The organism is Klebsiella sp. CN_Kp073, assembly GCF_040065495.2.
Taxonomy (GTDB): Bacteria; Pseudomonadota; Gammaproteobacteria; order Enterobacterales; family Enterobacteriaceae; genus Klebsiella; species Klebsiella aerogenes.
Window position 1 is genome coordinate 732277 of sequence record NZ_CM198051.1, and the last position, 16395, is coordinate 748671.

General features: G+C 55.3%; 16 protein-coding genes. 8 read left to right on the plus strand and 8 right to left on the minus strand.

Annotated features, from left to right (window positions below):
• Positions 1-23: 23 nt before the first annotated feature.
• A complete protein-coding gene (gene yqhD, locus ABLV66_RS03585; RefSeq protein ID WP_047043028.1) occupies positions 24-1187 on the minus strand; it encodes an alcohol dehydrogenase in 1164 nt (387 codons plus the stop codon).
• A gap of 198 nt (positions 1188-1385) precedes the next feature.
• On the opposite strand from yqhD, the gene ABLV66_RS03590 reads away from it, so the two are divergent.
• Positions 1386-2285: an AraC family transcriptional regulator gene (locus tag ABLV66_RS03590; protein WP_045392143.1), complete on the plus strand. Its 900-nt coding sequence runs from the start codon at positions 1386-1388 to the stop codon at positions 2283-2285.
• Between the two features lie 74 nt (positions 2286-2359).
• Here the strand turns inward: ABLV66_RS03590 and yghB are convergent, their stop codons facing one another.
• Together yghB and metC are read right to left on the minus strand one after the other, a co-directional pair.
• Positions 2360-3019, minus strand: coding sequence for a DedA family general envelope maintenance protein YghB (gene yghB, locus ABLV66_RS03595; protein WP_047043022.1), 660 nt, complete (start codon positions 3017-3019; stop codon positions 2360-2362).
• A gap of 129 nt (positions 3020-3148) precedes the next feature.
• Positions 3149-4336 (minus strand): cystathionine beta-lyase, encoded by a 1188-nt coding sequence (gene metC, locus ABLV66_RS03600; protein WP_047043019.1) that lies wholly within the window; start codon positions 4334-4336, stop codon positions 3149-3151.
• A 250-nt stretch (positions 4337-4586) separates the two neighbouring features.
• On the opposite strand from metC, the gene exbB reads away from it, so the two are divergent.
• The 3 genes from exbB to ABLV66_RS03615 all read left to right on the plus strand — a co-directional run bounded on the left by exbB (position 4587) and on the right by ABLV66_RS03615 (position 6376).
• Positions 4587-5318, plus strand: a complete 732-nt coding sequence (gene exbB / locus ABLV66_RS03605) for a tol-pal system-associated acyl-CoA thioesterase (RefSeq protein WP_015369670.1) — start codon at positions 4587-4589, stop codon at positions 5316-5318.
• A 6-nt stretch (positions 5319-5324) separates the two neighbouring features.
• Positions 5325-5750 (plus strand): TonB system transport protein ExbD, encoded by a 426-nt coding sequence (gene exbD / locus ABLV66_RS03610; protein WP_015369671.1) that lies wholly within the window; start codon positions 5325-5327, stop codon positions 5748-5750.
• Positions 5751-5881: 131 nt separating this feature from the next.
• The gene (locus ABLV66_RS03615) at positions 5882-6376 is read left to right on the plus strand and encodes a TIGR00645 family protein (RefSeq protein ID WP_032712529.1); all 495 of its coding nucleotides are present in this window, start codon (positions 5882-5884) and stop codon (positions 6374-6376) included.
• Between the two features lie 43 nt (positions 6377-6419).
• Here the strand turns inward: ABLV66_RS03615 and yghU are convergent, their stop codons facing one another.
• Both yghU and ABLV66_RS03625 read right to left on the minus strand, forming a co-directional pair.
• Entirely contained in the window at positions 6420-7286 is an 867-nt protein-coding gene (gene yghU, locus ABLV66_RS03620) for a glutathione-dependent disulfide-bond oxidoreductase (protein WP_015703499.1), read from the minus strand.
• Positions 7287-7335: 49 nt separating this feature from the next.
• Positions 7336-7896 carry a DsbA family protein gene (locus tag ABLV66_RS03625; RefSeq protein WP_015703498.1) on the minus strand — a complete coding sequence of 187 codons (561 nt, stop codon included), beginning with the start codon at positions 7894-7896 and terminating at the stop codon, positions 7336-7338.
• A gap of 20 nt (positions 7897-7916) precedes the next feature.
• Here ABLV66_RS03625 and ABLV66_RS03630 point away from each other — a divergent pair, with 20 nt between their 5' ends.
• The 3 genes from ABLV66_RS03630 to ABLV66_RS03640 all read left to right on the plus strand — a co-directional run bounded on the left by ABLV66_RS03630 (position 7917) and on the right by ABLV66_RS03640 (position 11259).
• Positions 7917-8039 carry a hypothetical protein gene (locus ABLV66_RS03630; RefSeq protein WP_306463112.1) on the plus strand — a complete coding sequence of 41 codons (123 nt, stop codon included), beginning with the start codon at positions 7917-7919 and terminating at the stop codon, positions 8037-8039.
• 76 nt (positions 8040-8115) lie between these two features.
• Complete coding sequence (gss, locus tag ABLV66_RS03635; protein WP_032712528.1) at positions 8116-9981, plus strand: bifunctional glutathionylspermidine amidase/synthase; 1866 nt, start codon at positions 8116-8118, stop codon at positions 9979-9981.
• Between the two features lie 96 nt (positions 9982-10077).
• Entirely contained in the window at positions 10078-11259 is a 1182-nt protein-coding gene (locus ABLV66_RS03640; protein ID WP_015703496.1) for an aminotransferase-like domain-containing protein, read from the plus strand.
• A 166-nt stretch (positions 11260-11425) separates the two neighbouring features.
• On the opposite strand, the gene ABLV66_RS03645 is transcribed toward ABLV66_RS03640, so the two are convergent.
• The 3 genes from ABLV66_RS03645 to ABLV66_RS03655 all read right to left on the minus strand — a co-directional run bounded on the left by ABLV66_RS03645 (position 11426) and on the right by ABLV66_RS03655 (position 14734).
• Positions 11426-11614: a hypothetical protein gene (locus tag ABLV66_RS03645; protein ID WP_348876224.1), complete on the minus strand. Its 189-nt coding sequence runs from the start codon at positions 11612-11614 to the stop codon at positions 11426-11428.
• A gap of 195 nt (positions 11615-11809) precedes the next feature.
• Positions 11810-13192, minus strand: coding sequence for an aspartate aminotransferase family protein (locus ABLV66_RS03650; protein WP_042897817.1), 1383 nt, complete (start codon positions 13190-13192; stop codon positions 11810-11812).
• 48 nt (positions 13193-13240) lie between these two features.
• Positions 13241-14734 (minus strand): aldehyde dehydrogenase, encoded by a 1494-nt coding sequence (locus tag ABLV66_RS03655; RefSeq protein ID WP_047043007.1) that lies wholly within the window; start codon positions 14732-14734, stop codon positions 13241-13243.
• Positions 14735-15364: 630 nt separating this feature from the next.
• Between ABLV66_RS03655 and ABLV66_RS03660 the strand changes: the two genes are divergently transcribed.
• Complete coding sequence (locus tag ABLV66_RS03660) at positions 15365-16294, plus strand: LysR substrate-binding domain-containing protein (protein WP_015703484.1); 930 nt, start codon at positions 15365-15367, stop codon at positions 16292-16294.
• The last annotated feature ends 101 nt before the right edge of the window (positions 16295-16395 follow it).

The following is a 16395-nucleotide window of genomic DNA, read 5'->3' on the forward strand; positions in this document are numbered from 1 at the left end:
GAGGTGAATCAGGCGGGGATAACTTAGCGGGCAGCCTCGTAAATACGGCGGCTGACGTCCAGAGTGATATCCTGATTTTCGCCAAGCTTAGTCATGCCGTGTTCTTCCAGTTTCGCCAGCAGCGCCGGGATGGAGCTACCGTCAAGACCGTAATCGGAAAGGCGAGTCGGCACGCCCATCTGCTCGAAGAAACGACGGGTTGCGGCGATAGCGGCATCGATACGTTGTTCTTCGGAACCTTCGGTAATATTCCACACGCGCTCGGCGTACTGCAGCAGCTTAGCGCGCTTGGTATCGCGTTTCTCATTCCACAGCGCCGGCAGCACGATAGCCAGCGTCTGAGCGTGATCCAGGCCGTGCATCGCCGTCAGTTCATGGCCGAGCATGTGGGTCGCCCAGTCCTGAGGGACGCCTGCGCCGATGAGACCGTTCAATGCCTGCGTCGCCGCCCACATAATGTTGGCGCGCACGTCGTAGTTCTCCGGCTCCTGCAGCGCTTTCGGGCCATCTTCCACCAGCGTCAGCAGAATGCCTTCGGCGAAACGGTCCTGAATTTTGCCGTTTACCGGATAGGTCACGTACTGCTCAACGGTATGGACGAAAGCGTCAACGACGCCGTTAGCGACCTGGCGCGGCGGCAGGGTGTAGGTGTAAACCGGATCGAGGATTGCGAAGACCGGCTGAACGTGTTCGGACATAAACGCGCGTTTATCGCCGGTGGTTTTACGCGAGATAACCGCGCCTTTGTTTGATTCGGAACCGGTCGCCGGCAGGGTCAATACCGAGCCCATCGGAATGGCGCGAGTAATCTTGCTGCCGTAGGTTTCCAGAATTTCCCACGGATCGATATTCGCGTCATAGTGCGCGGCCGCGGCGATAAACTTGGTGCCATCAAGCACCGAACCGCCGCCAACCGCCAGCAGGAAGGTCACTTTCTCTTCGCGGGCGAGTTTTACCGCGTTCATCAGCGTTTCGTAAGACGGGTTTGGCTCAATCCCGCCGAATTCCAGCACGTCAAAGCCAGCCAGCGCGCTCAGTACCTGATCCAGTACGCCGGTTTTCTTCACGCTACCGCCGCCGTAAGTCACCAGCACGCGAGCGCCGGCTGGGATTTGTTCGCGCAGGTCGGCGATGGCGCCTTTGCCGAACAGAATGCGGGTTGGGGTATGTAAATTGAAGTTATTCATGGCTGGTGCCCTCATAAAGATGAAACTCCCGGCAGAAAGGACGACTCTCTGCCCGATGGCGGCTATTGTGTTCCTGCGCCCGTTTCCTCTCAATGCACATTCCTGCCATTGTCTTGCCCATTTCTCCATTGGACTGGAGAAAAGGAAGGAAACTACGCACAATAAGGACGTAGAAAAATCGTCGGAGAAGCAGCGAAAATGAACCGTGCCGAGATATGCCAGCTATTAACAGACAAGGTTAATAAGCTGAAAGATAAGCAAGAAATGCTAAGTGACCTGCTGCCGGATATCCGTCTGCTGTACGGGACACAGCCGGGCACCCGTACGCCGGTGATGTACCAGCCGGGGATCGTTTTTCTCTTTTCCGGCCATAAAATTGGCTATATCAATGAACGAACCTTCCGTTATGACACCAACGAATACTTACTGTTAACCGTCCCGCTACCGTTCGAATGCGAAACCTTCGCGACTCCGGAAGTGCCGCTGGCGGGAATGCGGTTGAATGTCGATATTTTGCAGTTGCAGGAGCTGCTGATGGATATCGGCGAAGATGAGCTTTTTCAGCCGTCGGTCGCTTCCAGCGGGATCAACTCGGCGGTGCTATCAGAAGAGATCCTCTGTGCGGCGGAACGCCTGTTAGACGTGATGGAGCGACCGCTGGACGCGCGCATTCTCGGCAAACAGATTATCCGCGAGATCCTTTATCACGTCCTGATTGGCCCCTGCGGCGGGGCGCTGCTGGCGCTGGTGAGCCGGCAGACGCACTTTAGCCTGATTAGCCGCGTCCTGAAGCGCATTGAAAGCCAGTACACCGAAAACCTCAGCGTCGACCAGCTGGCGGCGGAAGCGAATATGAGCGTCTCGGCGTTTCACCATAACTTTAAATCGGTTACCAGCACCTCGCCGCTGCAGTATTTGAAGACCTATCGCCTGCATAAGGCCAGAATGCTGATGATTCATGACGGCATGAAAGCCAGCGCGGCGGCGATGCGCGTCGGCTATGAAAGCGCCTCGCAGTTTAGCCGTGAGTTTAAACGCTATTTTGGTATTACACCGGGTGAAGATGCCGCGCGTATTCGCACGATGCAGGGGATTTGATAAGGATGCGGCGCCTGTAGCCCCGGTAAGCGCCAGCGCTACCGGGGATTTTGAGACCATCCGGCGCGAGTGAATCAGGCGCTGCAGTATTTCTTCTTGATAACGACGATAACCGTACCAACGAGGCCGGTTACCAGCAGGGCGATCGGTAAAATCATCAGGCAGGTCATGACCTGGTCTTCGTGGTTTTTCACGAACGGGATCATGCTCAGCGCATAGCCGAGACCGGTGACGACGCCAACCCACAGCAGACCGCTGAGCCAGTTAAAGAACTGGAAACGACGATTCGGCAGGCCGGAAATACCCGCCATGGTTGGCAGCAGGGTGCGGACAAACGCCAGAAAGCGTCCGGCCAGCAGCGCCAGCAGGCCGTGTTTATCAAACATGTTGGTGGCGCGCTGATGATATTTGTGCGGCAAATGCGACAGCCAGCCTTTAACCACAGTGGTATTACCCAGCCACCGCCCCTGTAAATAGCTCAGCCAGCAGCCGAGGCTGGCGGCGGCGGTCAGAATGGCGAGAGTGGGGACAAAATCCATGACGCCTTTGGCGATTAACGCGCCAGCGAGCAGCAACAGGCTATCGCCCGGTAAAAATGAAGCCGGCAGCAGCCCGTTTTCCAGAAACAGGGTCGCGAACATGACCAGATATACAAAACCCACAACGTGAGGGTTTGCCAATGCGGCAAAATCATGTTGCCACAGCGCGGCGACAATCTCTTGAATGACAACCATGGACTTTCCTAAGTGGTACCGTTTTTCGACTAGTGTACTCCTGAAGCGGCCCGAGCACCTTGATCCCGGGCGCAACAAAAGCGGCCGCTTTTCTGAAAGCGTCCGCTTTTGTTGCCACTTCCTGTCACTTTACACGATACGCGCGAAACCTGCCGCTAAATCCGCCAGCAGATCGTCAACATTTTCTAAACCTATGTGCAGTCGAATAAGAGTGCCGCTGAAATCCACTTCCGCCCCGGGGCGGATGGCCGCGATATGTTCCGGCTGGTTGGCGAGGATCAGTGATTCGAACCCGCCCCACGAGTAGGCCATGCTGAACAGGCTGAAGTTGTCCAGATAGGCTGACAGTTCGGCGTCGGTCAGACGTTTATTAAGGACGAAAGAGAACAGACCACTGCTGCCACTGAAGTCGCGCTTCCAGAACTCGTGGCCCTTGCTGCCCGGCAGCGCCGGATGATTGACTCGCGCCACCTGCGGGTGCTGCGCCAGCCATTCGGCGACGCGTAGACTGCTTTCATGATGCTGACGCAGGCGGACGCCAAGCGTACGCAAGCCGCGGCTGGTCATGTAGGCGGTGTCGGCATCGACCATCTGGCCCATCAGATAGGCATTTTCACATAATTGCTCCCAGCAGCGGGCGTTGGCCACCGCGGTGCCGATCATCCCGTCGGAGTGGCCAATTAAATATTTCGTTGCCGCCTGAATAGAGATATCGATACCAAAATCGAGCGCTTTAAACAGTACCCCTGCCGCCCACGTGTTATCGATCATGATAATGGCTTCCGGCGCGACGCGGCGCACGGCGGCGACGATGGCCGGCACATCATGCACTTCCATGGTGATCGAACCGGGGGATTCAAGAAACACGACTTTAGTATTGGGTTGAATCAGGTTGGCGATATCCGCGCCGATGAGCGGATCGAACCAGCCGGTCGTCACCCCGAGCTTCGCAAGGATCTTCGTGCAGAAGTCCTGGCTGGGTTCATAGGCGGTATTGGTCATTAACACGTGGTCGCCCTGTTCGACGAAGGCCAGAATCGTGTTGGCGACCGCGGCCGCGCCGCAGGGGAAGAGGGCGCAGCCAGCGCCGCCTTCCAGTTCGCACATGGCTTCCTGCAGCGAAAAGTGGGTCAGCGTGCCGCGGCGGCCATAAAACAGCTCGCCTTTGGCGCGGTTACGGGTGGCGTGTTTTTTAGCCTCGACGGTATCAAACACCAGCGATGAGGCGCGTTGGATAACGCTATTCACCGAACCCTGAGTATATTTTTTGCGGCGCCCGGCGTTGACCAGCGCGGTATCAAGATGTTTATCAGCCATGTTATAGAAACCTGTTTTTATACGTCTGGACGTCTAAACTACCATGAATACCGGTTTGTGTACCGGGCCGGAAACGATACAGGCAAAAATTTTCCCGAAACCGGCGTCAGCCGCTTTTTTACTGCGTAAGCGCAAAGAAAATAAACGTGATTTGCTGCACAGTGTAAATACTAATGAGAACCACTATCAATTCGATGTCGTTTTGATATTATTATGCTCAGTTTTTGTGATTGACTCCTGGAGAAACAGTGTGGGTAATAATTTGATGCAGGCGGATCTCTCCGTTTGGGGTATGTATCATCACGCCGATATTGTCGTTAAGGTTGTGATGATTGGCTTGATTCTGGCTTCGGTAGTCACCTGGGCTATCTTCTTCGGCAAGGGCGCCGAAATGTTGTCCAGCAAGCGTCGCCTCAAGCGTGAGCAGCAGCAGCTCAGCGAAGCGCGTTCTCTCGATCAGGCTAACACTATCGCGAATGGATTCCATGCTAAAAGCCTGACCACTCAGCTGATTAACGAAGCCAATAATGAGCTGGAACTGTCGGCAGGCGTGGATGACAACGAAGGCATTAAAGAACGTACCGGTTTCCGCCTTGAGCGCCGCGTGGCGCAGGTTGGCCGCTATATGGGCCGCGGCAACGGTTATCTGGCGACTATCGGCGCCATCTCTCCGTTCGTCGGCCTGTTCGGTACCGTCTGGGGCATCATGAACAGCTTTATCGGTATCGCGCAAACGCAGACCACTAACCTCGCGGTTGTCGCGCCGGGTATCGCTGAAGCGCTGCTGGCAACGGCGATTGGTCTGTTTGCCGCGATCCCGGCGGTGGTTATCTACAACGTTTTCGCCCGCATGATTGCCAGCTACAAAGCCTCTCTCGGCGATGTGGCCGCGCAGATTATGCTGCTGCAAAGCCGTGACCTTGACCTGAACGCCAGTGGTTCTCAGCCGCTGCGTCCGGCGCAGAAATTACGGGTAGGTTGATCCGCTATGGCGATGCATTTTAACGAAAACCTCGATGATAACGGCGAAATGCACGACATTAACGTGACGCCGTTTATCGACGTCATGTTGGTGCTGTTGATTATCTTCATGGTGGCGGCGCCGCTGGCCACCGTGGACGTCAAAGTCAATCTGCCTGCCTCATCCAGCCAGCCGCAGCCGCGTCCGGAAAAACCGATTTACCTGTCGGTGAAAGCCGACAAATCGATGTTCCTCGGCAACGATCCGGTGACCGAAGAGAGCGTGATTGCCTCGCTGGACGCGCTGACTCAGGGTAAGAAAGACACCACCGTGTTCTTCCGCGCCGACAAAACCGTCGACTACGAGACGATGATGAAAGTGATGGATACGCTGCATCAGGCCGGTTACCTGAAAATTGGTCTGGTGGGCGAAGAGACCGTCAAAGCGAAGTAATTTCCCCCAGGATATCTCCCGAAAGGCCAACACTGCGTTGGCCTTTTTTATTTCCCCGCCGCCTGCACACCGTTTTGATATGGACCAGCTGCGATATAATGGCCGCCATTTTTACAAACTGACAGGACCTTATGGAACGCTTTCTGGAAAACGCTATTTATGCTTCGCGCTGGCTGCTGGCGCCGGTTTATTTCGGCCTCTCGCTGGGGCTTATCGCGCTATCGATAAAATTTTTTCAGGAGATATTCCACATCCTGCCGCATATCTTCAGCGTCGGCGAGTCGGATCTGATTCTGACGCTGCTTTCGCTGGTCGATATGACGCTGGTGGGCGGGCTGCTGGTGATGGTGATGTTTTCCGGTTATGAAAACTTCGTCTCGACGCTGGATATTAACGAAGGTAAAGAGAAGCTCAACTGGCTTGGCAAAATGGATGCGACATCGCTGAAAAACAAGGTGGCGGCGTCGATTGTGGCTATCTCTTCCATTCACCTGCTGCGGGTGTTTATGGATGCGAAGAACGTGCCGGATAACAAGCTGATGTGGTACGTCATTATCCATCTCACATTTGTGCTGTCAGCCTTTGTGATGGGCTATCTCGATCGCCTGACCAAGGTAAAACACTGATGTGACAACTTACCCGGCAGCTCCGCGCCGCCGGGTAAGGGCATCACGCCTGGCGCTTGTCTTCGGTCTGCGTGTCGAAATCGCGGGCGTCGTGGCGCTCGTGCAACTGCTCGTCGAGCGGGCCATTGGTGCGGTTAACCATCCGTCCGCGCTTCACCGCCGGGCGATTGCCCACATCCTGCGCCCAGCGCAGCACGTTAACGTAACTGCCGGCATCGAGGAATTCCGCGGCGTTATAGACGTTGCCCAGCACCACGTTGCCGTACCACGGCCAGATCGCCATATCGGCGATGGTGTACTCTTCCCCCGCCACAAAGCGGCCGCGCGCCAGCTGCTTATCCAGCACGTCGAGCTGACGTTTCGCTTCCATGGTAAAGCGGTCGATGGCGTACTCAATTTTCACCGGCGCATAGTTATAGAAGTGGCCAAAGCCGCCGCCGAGGAACGGCGCTGCGCCCTGTAGCCAGAACAGCCAGTTTAGCGTTTCGGTGCGCCCGGCCGGGTCTTTCGGCAGGAAGAAACCAAATTTTTCCGCCAGATAGAGCAGGATGCTGCCGGATTCAAATACCCGGGTCGGCGGAGTGGTGGAGTGGTCGCTCAGCGCCGGGATCTTCGAGTTTGGGTTCACTTCGACAAAGCCGCTGGAAAACTGATCGCCTTCGCCGATACGAATCAGCCAGGCGTCATACTCAGCGCCAGCCACGCCCAGCGCCAGCAGCTCTTCCAGCATGATAGTCACTTTCTGCCCGTTCGGCGTGCCCAGCGAATAGAGCTGTAGCGGGTGATTGCCAACGGGCAGCACTTTTTCATGCGTCGCGCCGGAAACCGGACGGTTGATATTGGCGAACGCGCCGCCGTTATTCTGTTTCCATTCCCATACTTTCGGTGGTTGGTATTGATTGTCGGACATACTGACCTGCCTCTTTAGTAAGGTGTACAAAAAAGTCTAGCAGCTAATCTCAGGCCATAATCCGCGCGGCCCACACGCTGACGTCATCGCCGCTGCCGAGATCGGGCTGCACCAGGCCGTTGACCATAAACGTCGGCGACACATGGATGCCGTTCTGGCGGGCGTATTTACTGTGCCATTTGATTTCGTTTTGCAGCTCAGGGCGGGCAAATGCCGCCGCCAGCGACACGTGGCTATAGCGCTCAAGGCGCTCGATAATTTGCTGCGGAGTGGTATTCATATTCGGCCCGCTGCAGTGGTCGGTGAATTCAAACTCTTCACGATGATCGGCGACCGCCTGCAGGACTTTGTGCGCCTGCTCTCTGCCGTGCGGCAGGGTGGAGGCGGCCAGCACGCAGCGCACGATTACCCCGGAAAACAGATGCCACGGCTGGGACTGCAGGCGAATCTTAATCGTGACGTTCTCGGCGCCGACTTCATCCAGCAATTCATCGAGTTTGTTGAAGGCGCGAACGGAAAACGGACAGGTTGGTTCGAGGAATACTTCAAAAGTCCGTGGGCCATGTCCCCAGACCAGCGGCTGGGCATTGAGATGCGAAGGTGCGCTCATTGTCGACTCCTGATGTAGTGATGTTTTTTTGTTATGTGTTGGCTAACAATATCACTTTTGCCAATGGACGCCGGGTTATTTTCTATAAGGGCACGTTTAGCGAATCGAATGAGTGGTATCATCATTTCACCTCTGTCTGGTAAGTGCCTGCGGCAGGATAAGAAGAGGGAGTTTTGTTCCGCCAACTGCCCGGGCTGCATTAATTTGAGGTCAGGCTAAATGAGTAAAGGATCGACCAGTATTGACGCCCCTTTCGGCACGCTTTTGGGCTACGCGCCGGGCGGCGTGGCAATTTATTCTTCGAATTACAGTAGTTTAAACCCACAAGATTATCCGGATGACGCCGCTTTCCGCAGCTATATCGGCAACGAGTATATGGGGCATAAATGGCAGTGCGTGGAGTTCGCGCGGCGCTTTTTATTCCTCACCTACGGCTTTGTCTTTACCGACGTCGGTATGGCTTATGAAATCTTCTCGCTGCGCTTTCTGCGCGAAGTGGTCAATGACAACATTCTTCCCCTGCAGGCCTTCGCCAACGGCTCGCGCCGTCCGCCGATCGCCGGTTCGCTGCTAATCTGGCAGAAAGGCGGCGAGTTTAAACATACCGGACACGTGGCGGTGATTACGCAACTGGTAGGGAATAAGGTCCGTATCGCCGAGCAGAACGTCATCCACGCGCCGCTGCCGCAGGGCCAGCAGTGGACCCGCGAGCTGACGCTGGAAGTGAAAGACGGCGTCTACACCATCAAAGATACCTTTGCCGATACCGAAATTTTAGGCTGGATGATCCAGACCGCCGATACCGAGCATAGCCTGCCGCAGCCGGTGCTGCCGGGCGAGGAGATGAAAATCAGCGGCGCGCGGCTGCCGAATAAAGGCCAGTTCCGCGGTAACTGGCTCAATGAGAAAGACGCGCTGCAAAAGGCCTATGTTGAAGCCAACGGTCATTTCATCAATCAGGATCCCTACCAGTACTTCACCATCAGCGAGAGCGCCGAACAGGAACTGATTAAAGCGACCAATGAACTGCATCTGATGTATCTGCACGCCACTGATAAGGTGATGAAGGATGACAACCTGCTGGCGCTGTTCGATATTCCGAAAATTCTCTGGCCTCGTCTGCGCCTCTCGTGGCAGCGCCGCCGTCATCATATGATTACCGGGCGCATGGATTTCTGCATGGATGAGCGCGGGCTGAAGGTGTACGAATACAACGCCGACTCTGCCTCTTGCCATACGGAAGGCGGATTGATTCTCGAACAGTGGCTGAAACAGGGCTATCGCGGTACCGGCCATAATCCGGCGGAAAATCTGCTTGAGGAGCTGGCGGGGGCGTGGAAGCACAGCCGCGCGCGGCCGTTCGTGCATATCATGCAGGATAAGGATCTCGAAGAGAACTACCATGCCCAGTTTATTCAGCGTTCGCTAACCGAGGCGGGCTTTGAGAGCAAAATTCTCTTTGGCCTTGATGAACTGCGCTGGGATGCTGCCGGGCAGCTTATCGACGGCGATGGCCGCTTGGTTAACTGCGTGTGGAAGACCTGGGCGTGGGAAACCGCCATCGAGCAGGTGCGCGAAGTCAGCGCCGATGAGTATGCGGCAGTGCCGATTCGTACCGGTCATCCGCAAAATGAGGTGCGCCTGATTGACGTCCTGCTGCGCCCTGAAGTATTGGTATTCGAACCGTTGTGGACGGTTATCCCCGGCAACAAGGCGATTCTGCCGGTGCTGTGGTCGCTGTTCCCACATCATCGCTATCTGCTGGATACCGATTTTGTGGTCAATGACGAGCTGGCGAAAACCGGTTATGCGGTCAAACCGATCTCCGGGCGCTGCGGTAATAACATCGATCTGATAAGCCCGCACGATGAGGTATTGGATCAGACCAGCGGGCAATTTGTCGATCGCAAAAATATTTACCAGCAGCTGTGGTGTCTGCCGAAGGTTGACGGCAAGTACATTCAGGTGTGCACCTTCACGGTGGGCGGTAACTATGGCGGTACCTGCCTGCGCGGCGATGATTCGCTGGTGGTGAAAAAAGAGAGCGATATTGAGCCATTAGTCGTGCTGAAAGACGACGAGTAACGGCCGCAAACCGGGCAGCGGCTAGTATCGCTGCCCGGCACCTGCAAAGCTACAACGAACAACTAACACAACAACAAGATAGAAAAGGAAAAGCATATGCACGATCGGCGCCTCGCCGCCCGCGCGGGTGAACTTAAGCCCTCCGCCGTCCGCGAACTTCTCAAACACAGTAAACTGCCTGGCGTCATTTCGCTTGGCGGCGGTATTCCGGCTCCGGAACTGTTTGATACCGAAGGTCTCAACCTCGCGGTGCAAAAGGTGATGAGTGAACGTTTTAATGATGCGTTCCAGTACGGCCTTACCGAAGGATATCCGCCGCTGCGCCAGGCGGTGAGCGAAATCTGCCAGTCACGCGGCGTGGCCTGCTCGGCAAGCCAGGTGTATATCACCTCCGGTTCGCAGCAATCGCTGGATATCGTCGCCCGCACGCTGCTCGATCCGGGCGATGCGGTCGTCGTTGAACGTCCGACCTACCTTGCCGCGCTGCAGGTATTCCAGCTGGCGCAGGCGAATATCCTGAGCGTTGATACCGACGATAACGGCATGCTGGTTGAACAACTGGCCGATCTGCTGGAAACCACTAAGGTTAAAGCGGTCTATCTGGTGCCGACATTTGGCAACCCCGGCGGTAAAACCCTCAGCGACGATCGTCGCCAGCGGCTGGTGGCGCTAGCGAAGCAACATGATTTTGTGATCATCGAAGACGATCCCTACGGCGAAATCAGCTTCACCGATAAAGTACGTCGTCCGCTGTATCAACATGCGATCGAACAAGGCTGTGAAGAACGGGTGGTGTACACCTCCACGTTCTCCAAGATCCTTGCGCCGGGAATGCGTATCGGCTGGATCGTGATGCCGGAATGGCTGGCGCACCAGGCGGTGATCGTGAAGCAGGCGGCGGATCTGCATACTAATATGCTCTCTCAGGTTATCACTGCTGAGTATCTGGAAATGAATCGCCTGAACGATCAGATCGCTCTGATCCGCGAAGACTACCGCAAGAAGTGCGTGGCGCTGGCTGATGCGCTGGAAAGTCGTCTTGGCGAGCATCTTGAGTTTAGCCGCCCGGAAGGGGGAATGTTCCTCTGGGCCCGTTTCCGCTATCCGTTCGATACCATGGCGTGGCTGGAGAAGACGTTGGAAAACGGCGTGGTTTACGTACCTGGTGAAGCGTTCTACAACGATAATCCGGATACCCGCACGCTGCGTCTTTCCTACTCGACGGTTTCTGAAGCCGGTCTGCTGACCGCCGTCGAACGTCTGGCGAAATCGCTGTAATCTTTTGTCTCCGCACCGATGACCGGTGCGGAGAGCTTTAAATCGGGGGAGGGTTTACTCTTGCTCGGCGATGCGATCGTCAAGCCAGATGAGCATCAGGGAAGAGAGAAAAGCGACAGCAATAGTGCCAATAAACAACAACATAAAGATTTCCTCAGGGGTTTTATTATTTTTCTAATGTAACCGGTGAGTGGCTATTTTTGTTTGCAATGGTGATTTTGGTGTCATGCTGCGCTGTTGCAAGGGTGAAAAAATCATCAGCGTCAACATCGAAATTCAGTACTATTTCCCGGTACTTTCTGGCGGTAACTAATTCTTTAGCTTCTTTCATACTACTGGCGATAATAGTAGGCATCAGTTTCATCTCAGTTTGAAAACTAGCAGCAAAATAAAAGCTTGTTCGTATCAGATCAACATTTTTTTGCCGACGCTCTAAAAGCGCATCTCATGACGGTCTGCTGATACCCGGAATCCTGCTAAGTGGAATGCAGGTAAAAACGGAGGCCGAAGGCCTCCGCTAAAAGATAATCAAAAGCAGTAAGTAATTGACTTATAGCAGGCCAATCTCTTTAGCGGTGCGGTCAACGGCGCGCTTGGTTTTTTCAACCAGTTCATCGAGTTCGTTATGCCCGGCAATCAGCGCCGGCGCCATGATCATGCGCCCCAGCGTCGAGCGGATGATCACGCCTTCTTCAAAGCCGATGGTGCGACAGCGCCAGGCCAGTTCGTTCTCGTTGGCAAAGCGTTTGCGGGTCGCTTTATCTTCGGCAAACTGCAGGGCGGCCACCAGTCCGGCGCCCTGTACCTCGCCAATGAGTGGATGGTTTTCAAACACCTCGCGCAGCGTTTTTTGCAGATAGGGGCCGCTATCGGTGCGGACCCGGGTGACATGATTTTCATCGCGTAAGGCTTTCAGGTTGGCAATCGCCACCGCGGCCGCTACCGGGTGGCCGGAATAGGTCAGGCCGTGTGGGAAAACGCCGCCTTTTTCTACCAGCACGTCGGCCATGCGTTTGCTCAGCACCAGACCGCCCATCGGTACGTAACCAGAGGTCAGCCCCTTGGCAATCGACAGCGTATCCGGTTCAAAGCCAAAGTACTGATGCGCAAACCATTCACCGGTACGGCCAAAGCCGCCAATCACCTCATCGGCGCACAGCAGCACGTCATATTGCCGACAGATACGCTGGATCTCAGGCCAGTAGCTTTCCGGCGGGAAGATCATGCCGCCCGCCCCCTGGAACGGCTCGGCGATAAAGCCGGCGACGTTTTCCGCCCCCAGTTCCAGGATCTTCTCTTCCAGCTGGCGGGCGCAGCGCAGTCCGAACTCCTGCGGCGTCAGGTCGCCGCCGTGCATAAACCAGTAGGGTTCATCGATATGAGCCACGTCCGGGATCACGCCGCCCATTTCATGCATGAACTTCATGCCGCCGAGCCCGCTTGCCGCCAGCGTGGAGCCGTGATAGCCGTTCCAGCGGCCAATCATCACCTTTTTCTCCGGCTTGCCGAGGATCTGCCAGTAGCGGCGAACGGTGCGAATCAGCACTTCATTCGATTCCGAACCGGAGTTGGTGTAGATAGCGTGGCTGTAGTGCGGCGGAAGCAGGCTAAACAGCAGCTCGGAAAGCTCGATAACCGCCGGGTGGGTCGTGTGGAAGAACATGTTGTAATAGGGCAGTTTGGCAAACTGCGCCGCGGCGGCGTCCGCCAGATCCTGGCGACTGTAGCCCAACTGGGTACACCACAGGCCGGACATCCCATCGAGGTATTTATTCCCGTCATTGTCCCACAGGTATAACCCTTCGCCGCGTACCATCACGCGCGCCCCTTCGGCGTTCAGCGCTTTTTGATCCAGGAAGGCGTGAATATGGTGAGCCGCATCTGAATGTTGGTAATCGGACGTCGAACGGTTCTGATTGCTTGGATTAGTCATTTCGTCTCTCCTGTCTGCTGAAACTGAAAAAGTGATGCAGGCTGCGGCCTACTCGCGAAATTGAAACCAGGTGGTTTTGAGGCTGGTGAATTTATCAAAGGCATGTAGAGACAGATCGCGGCCAAAGCCCGACTGCTTGTTTCCGCCAAAGGGAACGGTGACGTCCAGCGCGTCGACGGTATTTACCGAGATTGTTCCGGCGGTCAGCTGCGCGGCGACGCGATGGGCGCGGTGCAGATTGTCGGTCCACAGCGAGGCGGCCAGCGCATAGATATGGTTATTCGCCAGATGAACCGCCTCCTTCTCGCTATCGAAGGCGCAAACCGCCAGCACCGGACCAAAAATCTCCTCTTTCCACAGCGCCATCTCTTCGTTTACGTCGGCCAGAAGCGTCGGCTGAACGTAGTTGGCGACGCCGTCTATTTCCACCGTACGGCCGCCGGTAAGCAGCGTTGCGCCCTCGTCTTGTGCACGGCGGATAGCCGCCATCACTTTTTCGGCATGGGCGGCGCTGACCATGGCCCCCATGCGGGCATCCGCATCGAACGGATGCGCCGGGGCCCAGGCCTGCATTTTTTCTTGCAGTTTGGCGATGAATGCCGCGTAAATCGGGCGCTCAACCAGCAGGCGGGAGTTTGCCGAGCAGACTTCGCCCTGGTTAAAACAGATGCCGAAGGCTGCTTTTTCAGCGGCCAGATCGAGATCCTGGCTGTCGGCGAAAATGATATTGGCGCTCTTGCCGCCGCACTCCAGCCATACCTGTTTCAGATTGGACTGGGCCGAATAGGCCATAAAGGCTTTGCCGACGGCGGTTGAGCCGGTGAAGGCGATGACATCGATATCGTGATGCAGTCCCAGCGCGCTCCCGGTTTCGGTGCCCAGCCCGGTCACCACGTTAAGCACGCCTGGCGGAATACCGGCCTCCAGCGCCAGCTCGCCCAGACGCAGGGCGCTAAACGGCGAGTTTTCCGAGGGCTTGAGGATCACGCTATTGCCGGCGGCCAGCGCCGGACCCAACTTCCAGGAGGCGAGGTCCAGCGGGAAATTCCACGGTACAATGGCGGCGACCACGCCGACGGGATGTCGGGTGATGGTCGCCAGCGCACCGGGCCTGGCGGGAGCCACTTCATCGTAGAGTTTATCTACGCTTTCGGCATACCAGCTGAGGATGTGCGCGGCGCCGGGGACATCAATATTCAGCGCATCGTTGACCGGTTTCCCCATGCTGACGCTCTCCAGCAGCGCCAGCTCTTCGCGATGCTGAAGGATCAGCGCCGACAGGCGCAGCAACGCGCGTTTACGTTCCTGTGGCGCCAGACCTGACCAAACGCCGGAGGTAAAAGCGCGACGCGCGGAGGCGACGGCGATATCGATATCTTCCGTCTGCAGCGAGGTGACTTCCGCCAGCAGCGTATTGCTGGCTGGGTTAATGGCGGGACAGGTTTTACGGCTTTTCGCGACGTACGGTCGACCATCGATAATGGCGTGGCTGATAAAGCGCTGCTCCTGCAGCCTGCGCTGCCAAAAGTTTCTATCAGACATGAACCTTCTCCTTCGCATGTTGCGTAATTGTTATTTATTTGTTTCTTTGAGTTCATGATGCAGGAGGGCAATGCGGCGAGAAAGGACTAAAAATCTAGGCAACCTCTATAAAAATCGTTGTTAGCCAGGATTGGCGATTTTCTGTGATCCAGGGCGGGAGGTCGTACGCTGTGATGGCGCTCAAATAACGGGGACGTGCGATTTTTCAATAAGCTGTAATTCAAAGAGTTTTTGTTTTCCGCTAATTTTCGGCGTCGGCGAGCTGAACATGTCGTTAGCAACATTTAATATTCTTAGATTTAATTATTGAGAATAAAAACAATACTCATGACAAAATGAATCACGGTGAGACGGGCAAGCCCGTTAGCGCGTTTCTGTGAATTAAAGCGAGATTAATGTCTTGTAATATAAGGTAGTTATATGCCTTGTTTTTTCTCATCCTGCTTATACTGGCCGAAGTATTATCCTCCGGCGTTCGCAATTTTCTCGCCAGGTATCTGTTAATTTTCTGTAAAAATCTGATCGCTGTCGGATTGTTGATCTTTTTCACGGCAGAGGGTTGCAGGCCAGGGTGTTCATCGTTTAAAGCTAACCAGCCTGCCTCCTTGATGATAAAAAATAAGGTATCACATGCCCCATTTCACCCTGAAACAGCTCAAATACTTTGTTGCCGTCGTCGAGGCGGAAAGTATTGCTGAAGCCTCACGCCAGCTGCATATCGCGCAGCCGTCGATTTCCATCGCCGTGAAGACGCTGGAAGATATGTTTGAACAGCAGTTTTTTATTCGCCACCACGCCCAGGGGGTATCAATGACCCCGAGCGGGCAGCGTTTTTATGAAAAAGCCAAAGAACTGCTGCGGCTCTCTTATCAATTTGAACAAAACTCGAAGGCCGATAATGAGCTGGTCTCCGGGATTATTTCCATCGGCTGTTTCGAGACCGCCGCGCCGCTGTATATGCCGTCGTTGATGGCCGGGTTTAAGAAAATTTATCCGGAAATCACCATTAAAATTTACGACGGCGAGCAGCACGAGATTGCTCACGGTCTGCACCGCGGGCGTTTTGACCTGGCTTTTCTCTATGATCTCGAACTGGATACCTCGATTTATACCGAGAGCCTCAACGCGCCGCAGAAGCCCTATGCGCTGTTACCGGCGGATCATCCCCTGGCCCAGCGGCACGCCGTGCGGCTGTCCGAGCTGAGCAATCTGCCAATGATCCTGTTGGATGTGGTGCCGAGCAAAAACTACTTCATCAGCATTTTCAAAGATAAGGGCTACAACCCGCAGGTGGCCTACAGTTCGCCGTCGATTGAGATGGTGCGCTGCATGGTCGGCCAGGGGCTGGGCTTCTCGGTGCTGGTGACGCGTCCGGTGAACGACATGACCTATGACGGCCAGCAGGTACGCTGTGTGGAGATTCAGGATGAAATGGCGAATTCCGCGCTGGTGATGGCCCATCTGCGCAGTAGCGAACCGACCAAACCGACCAAACTGTTTATGGAGTATTGCCGCAACGCGGTATTAAGCCCGCCGCAGCAAGAAGTGAAAGTCGCCTGAATGAGCAAATTTACCCGCCATTAGCGCGGGTAAATATATTCATGTGGTATTTTCTGCGTTTTATTGCCTATAAAAAAACGAAGCTCTGACGATATTTTTAT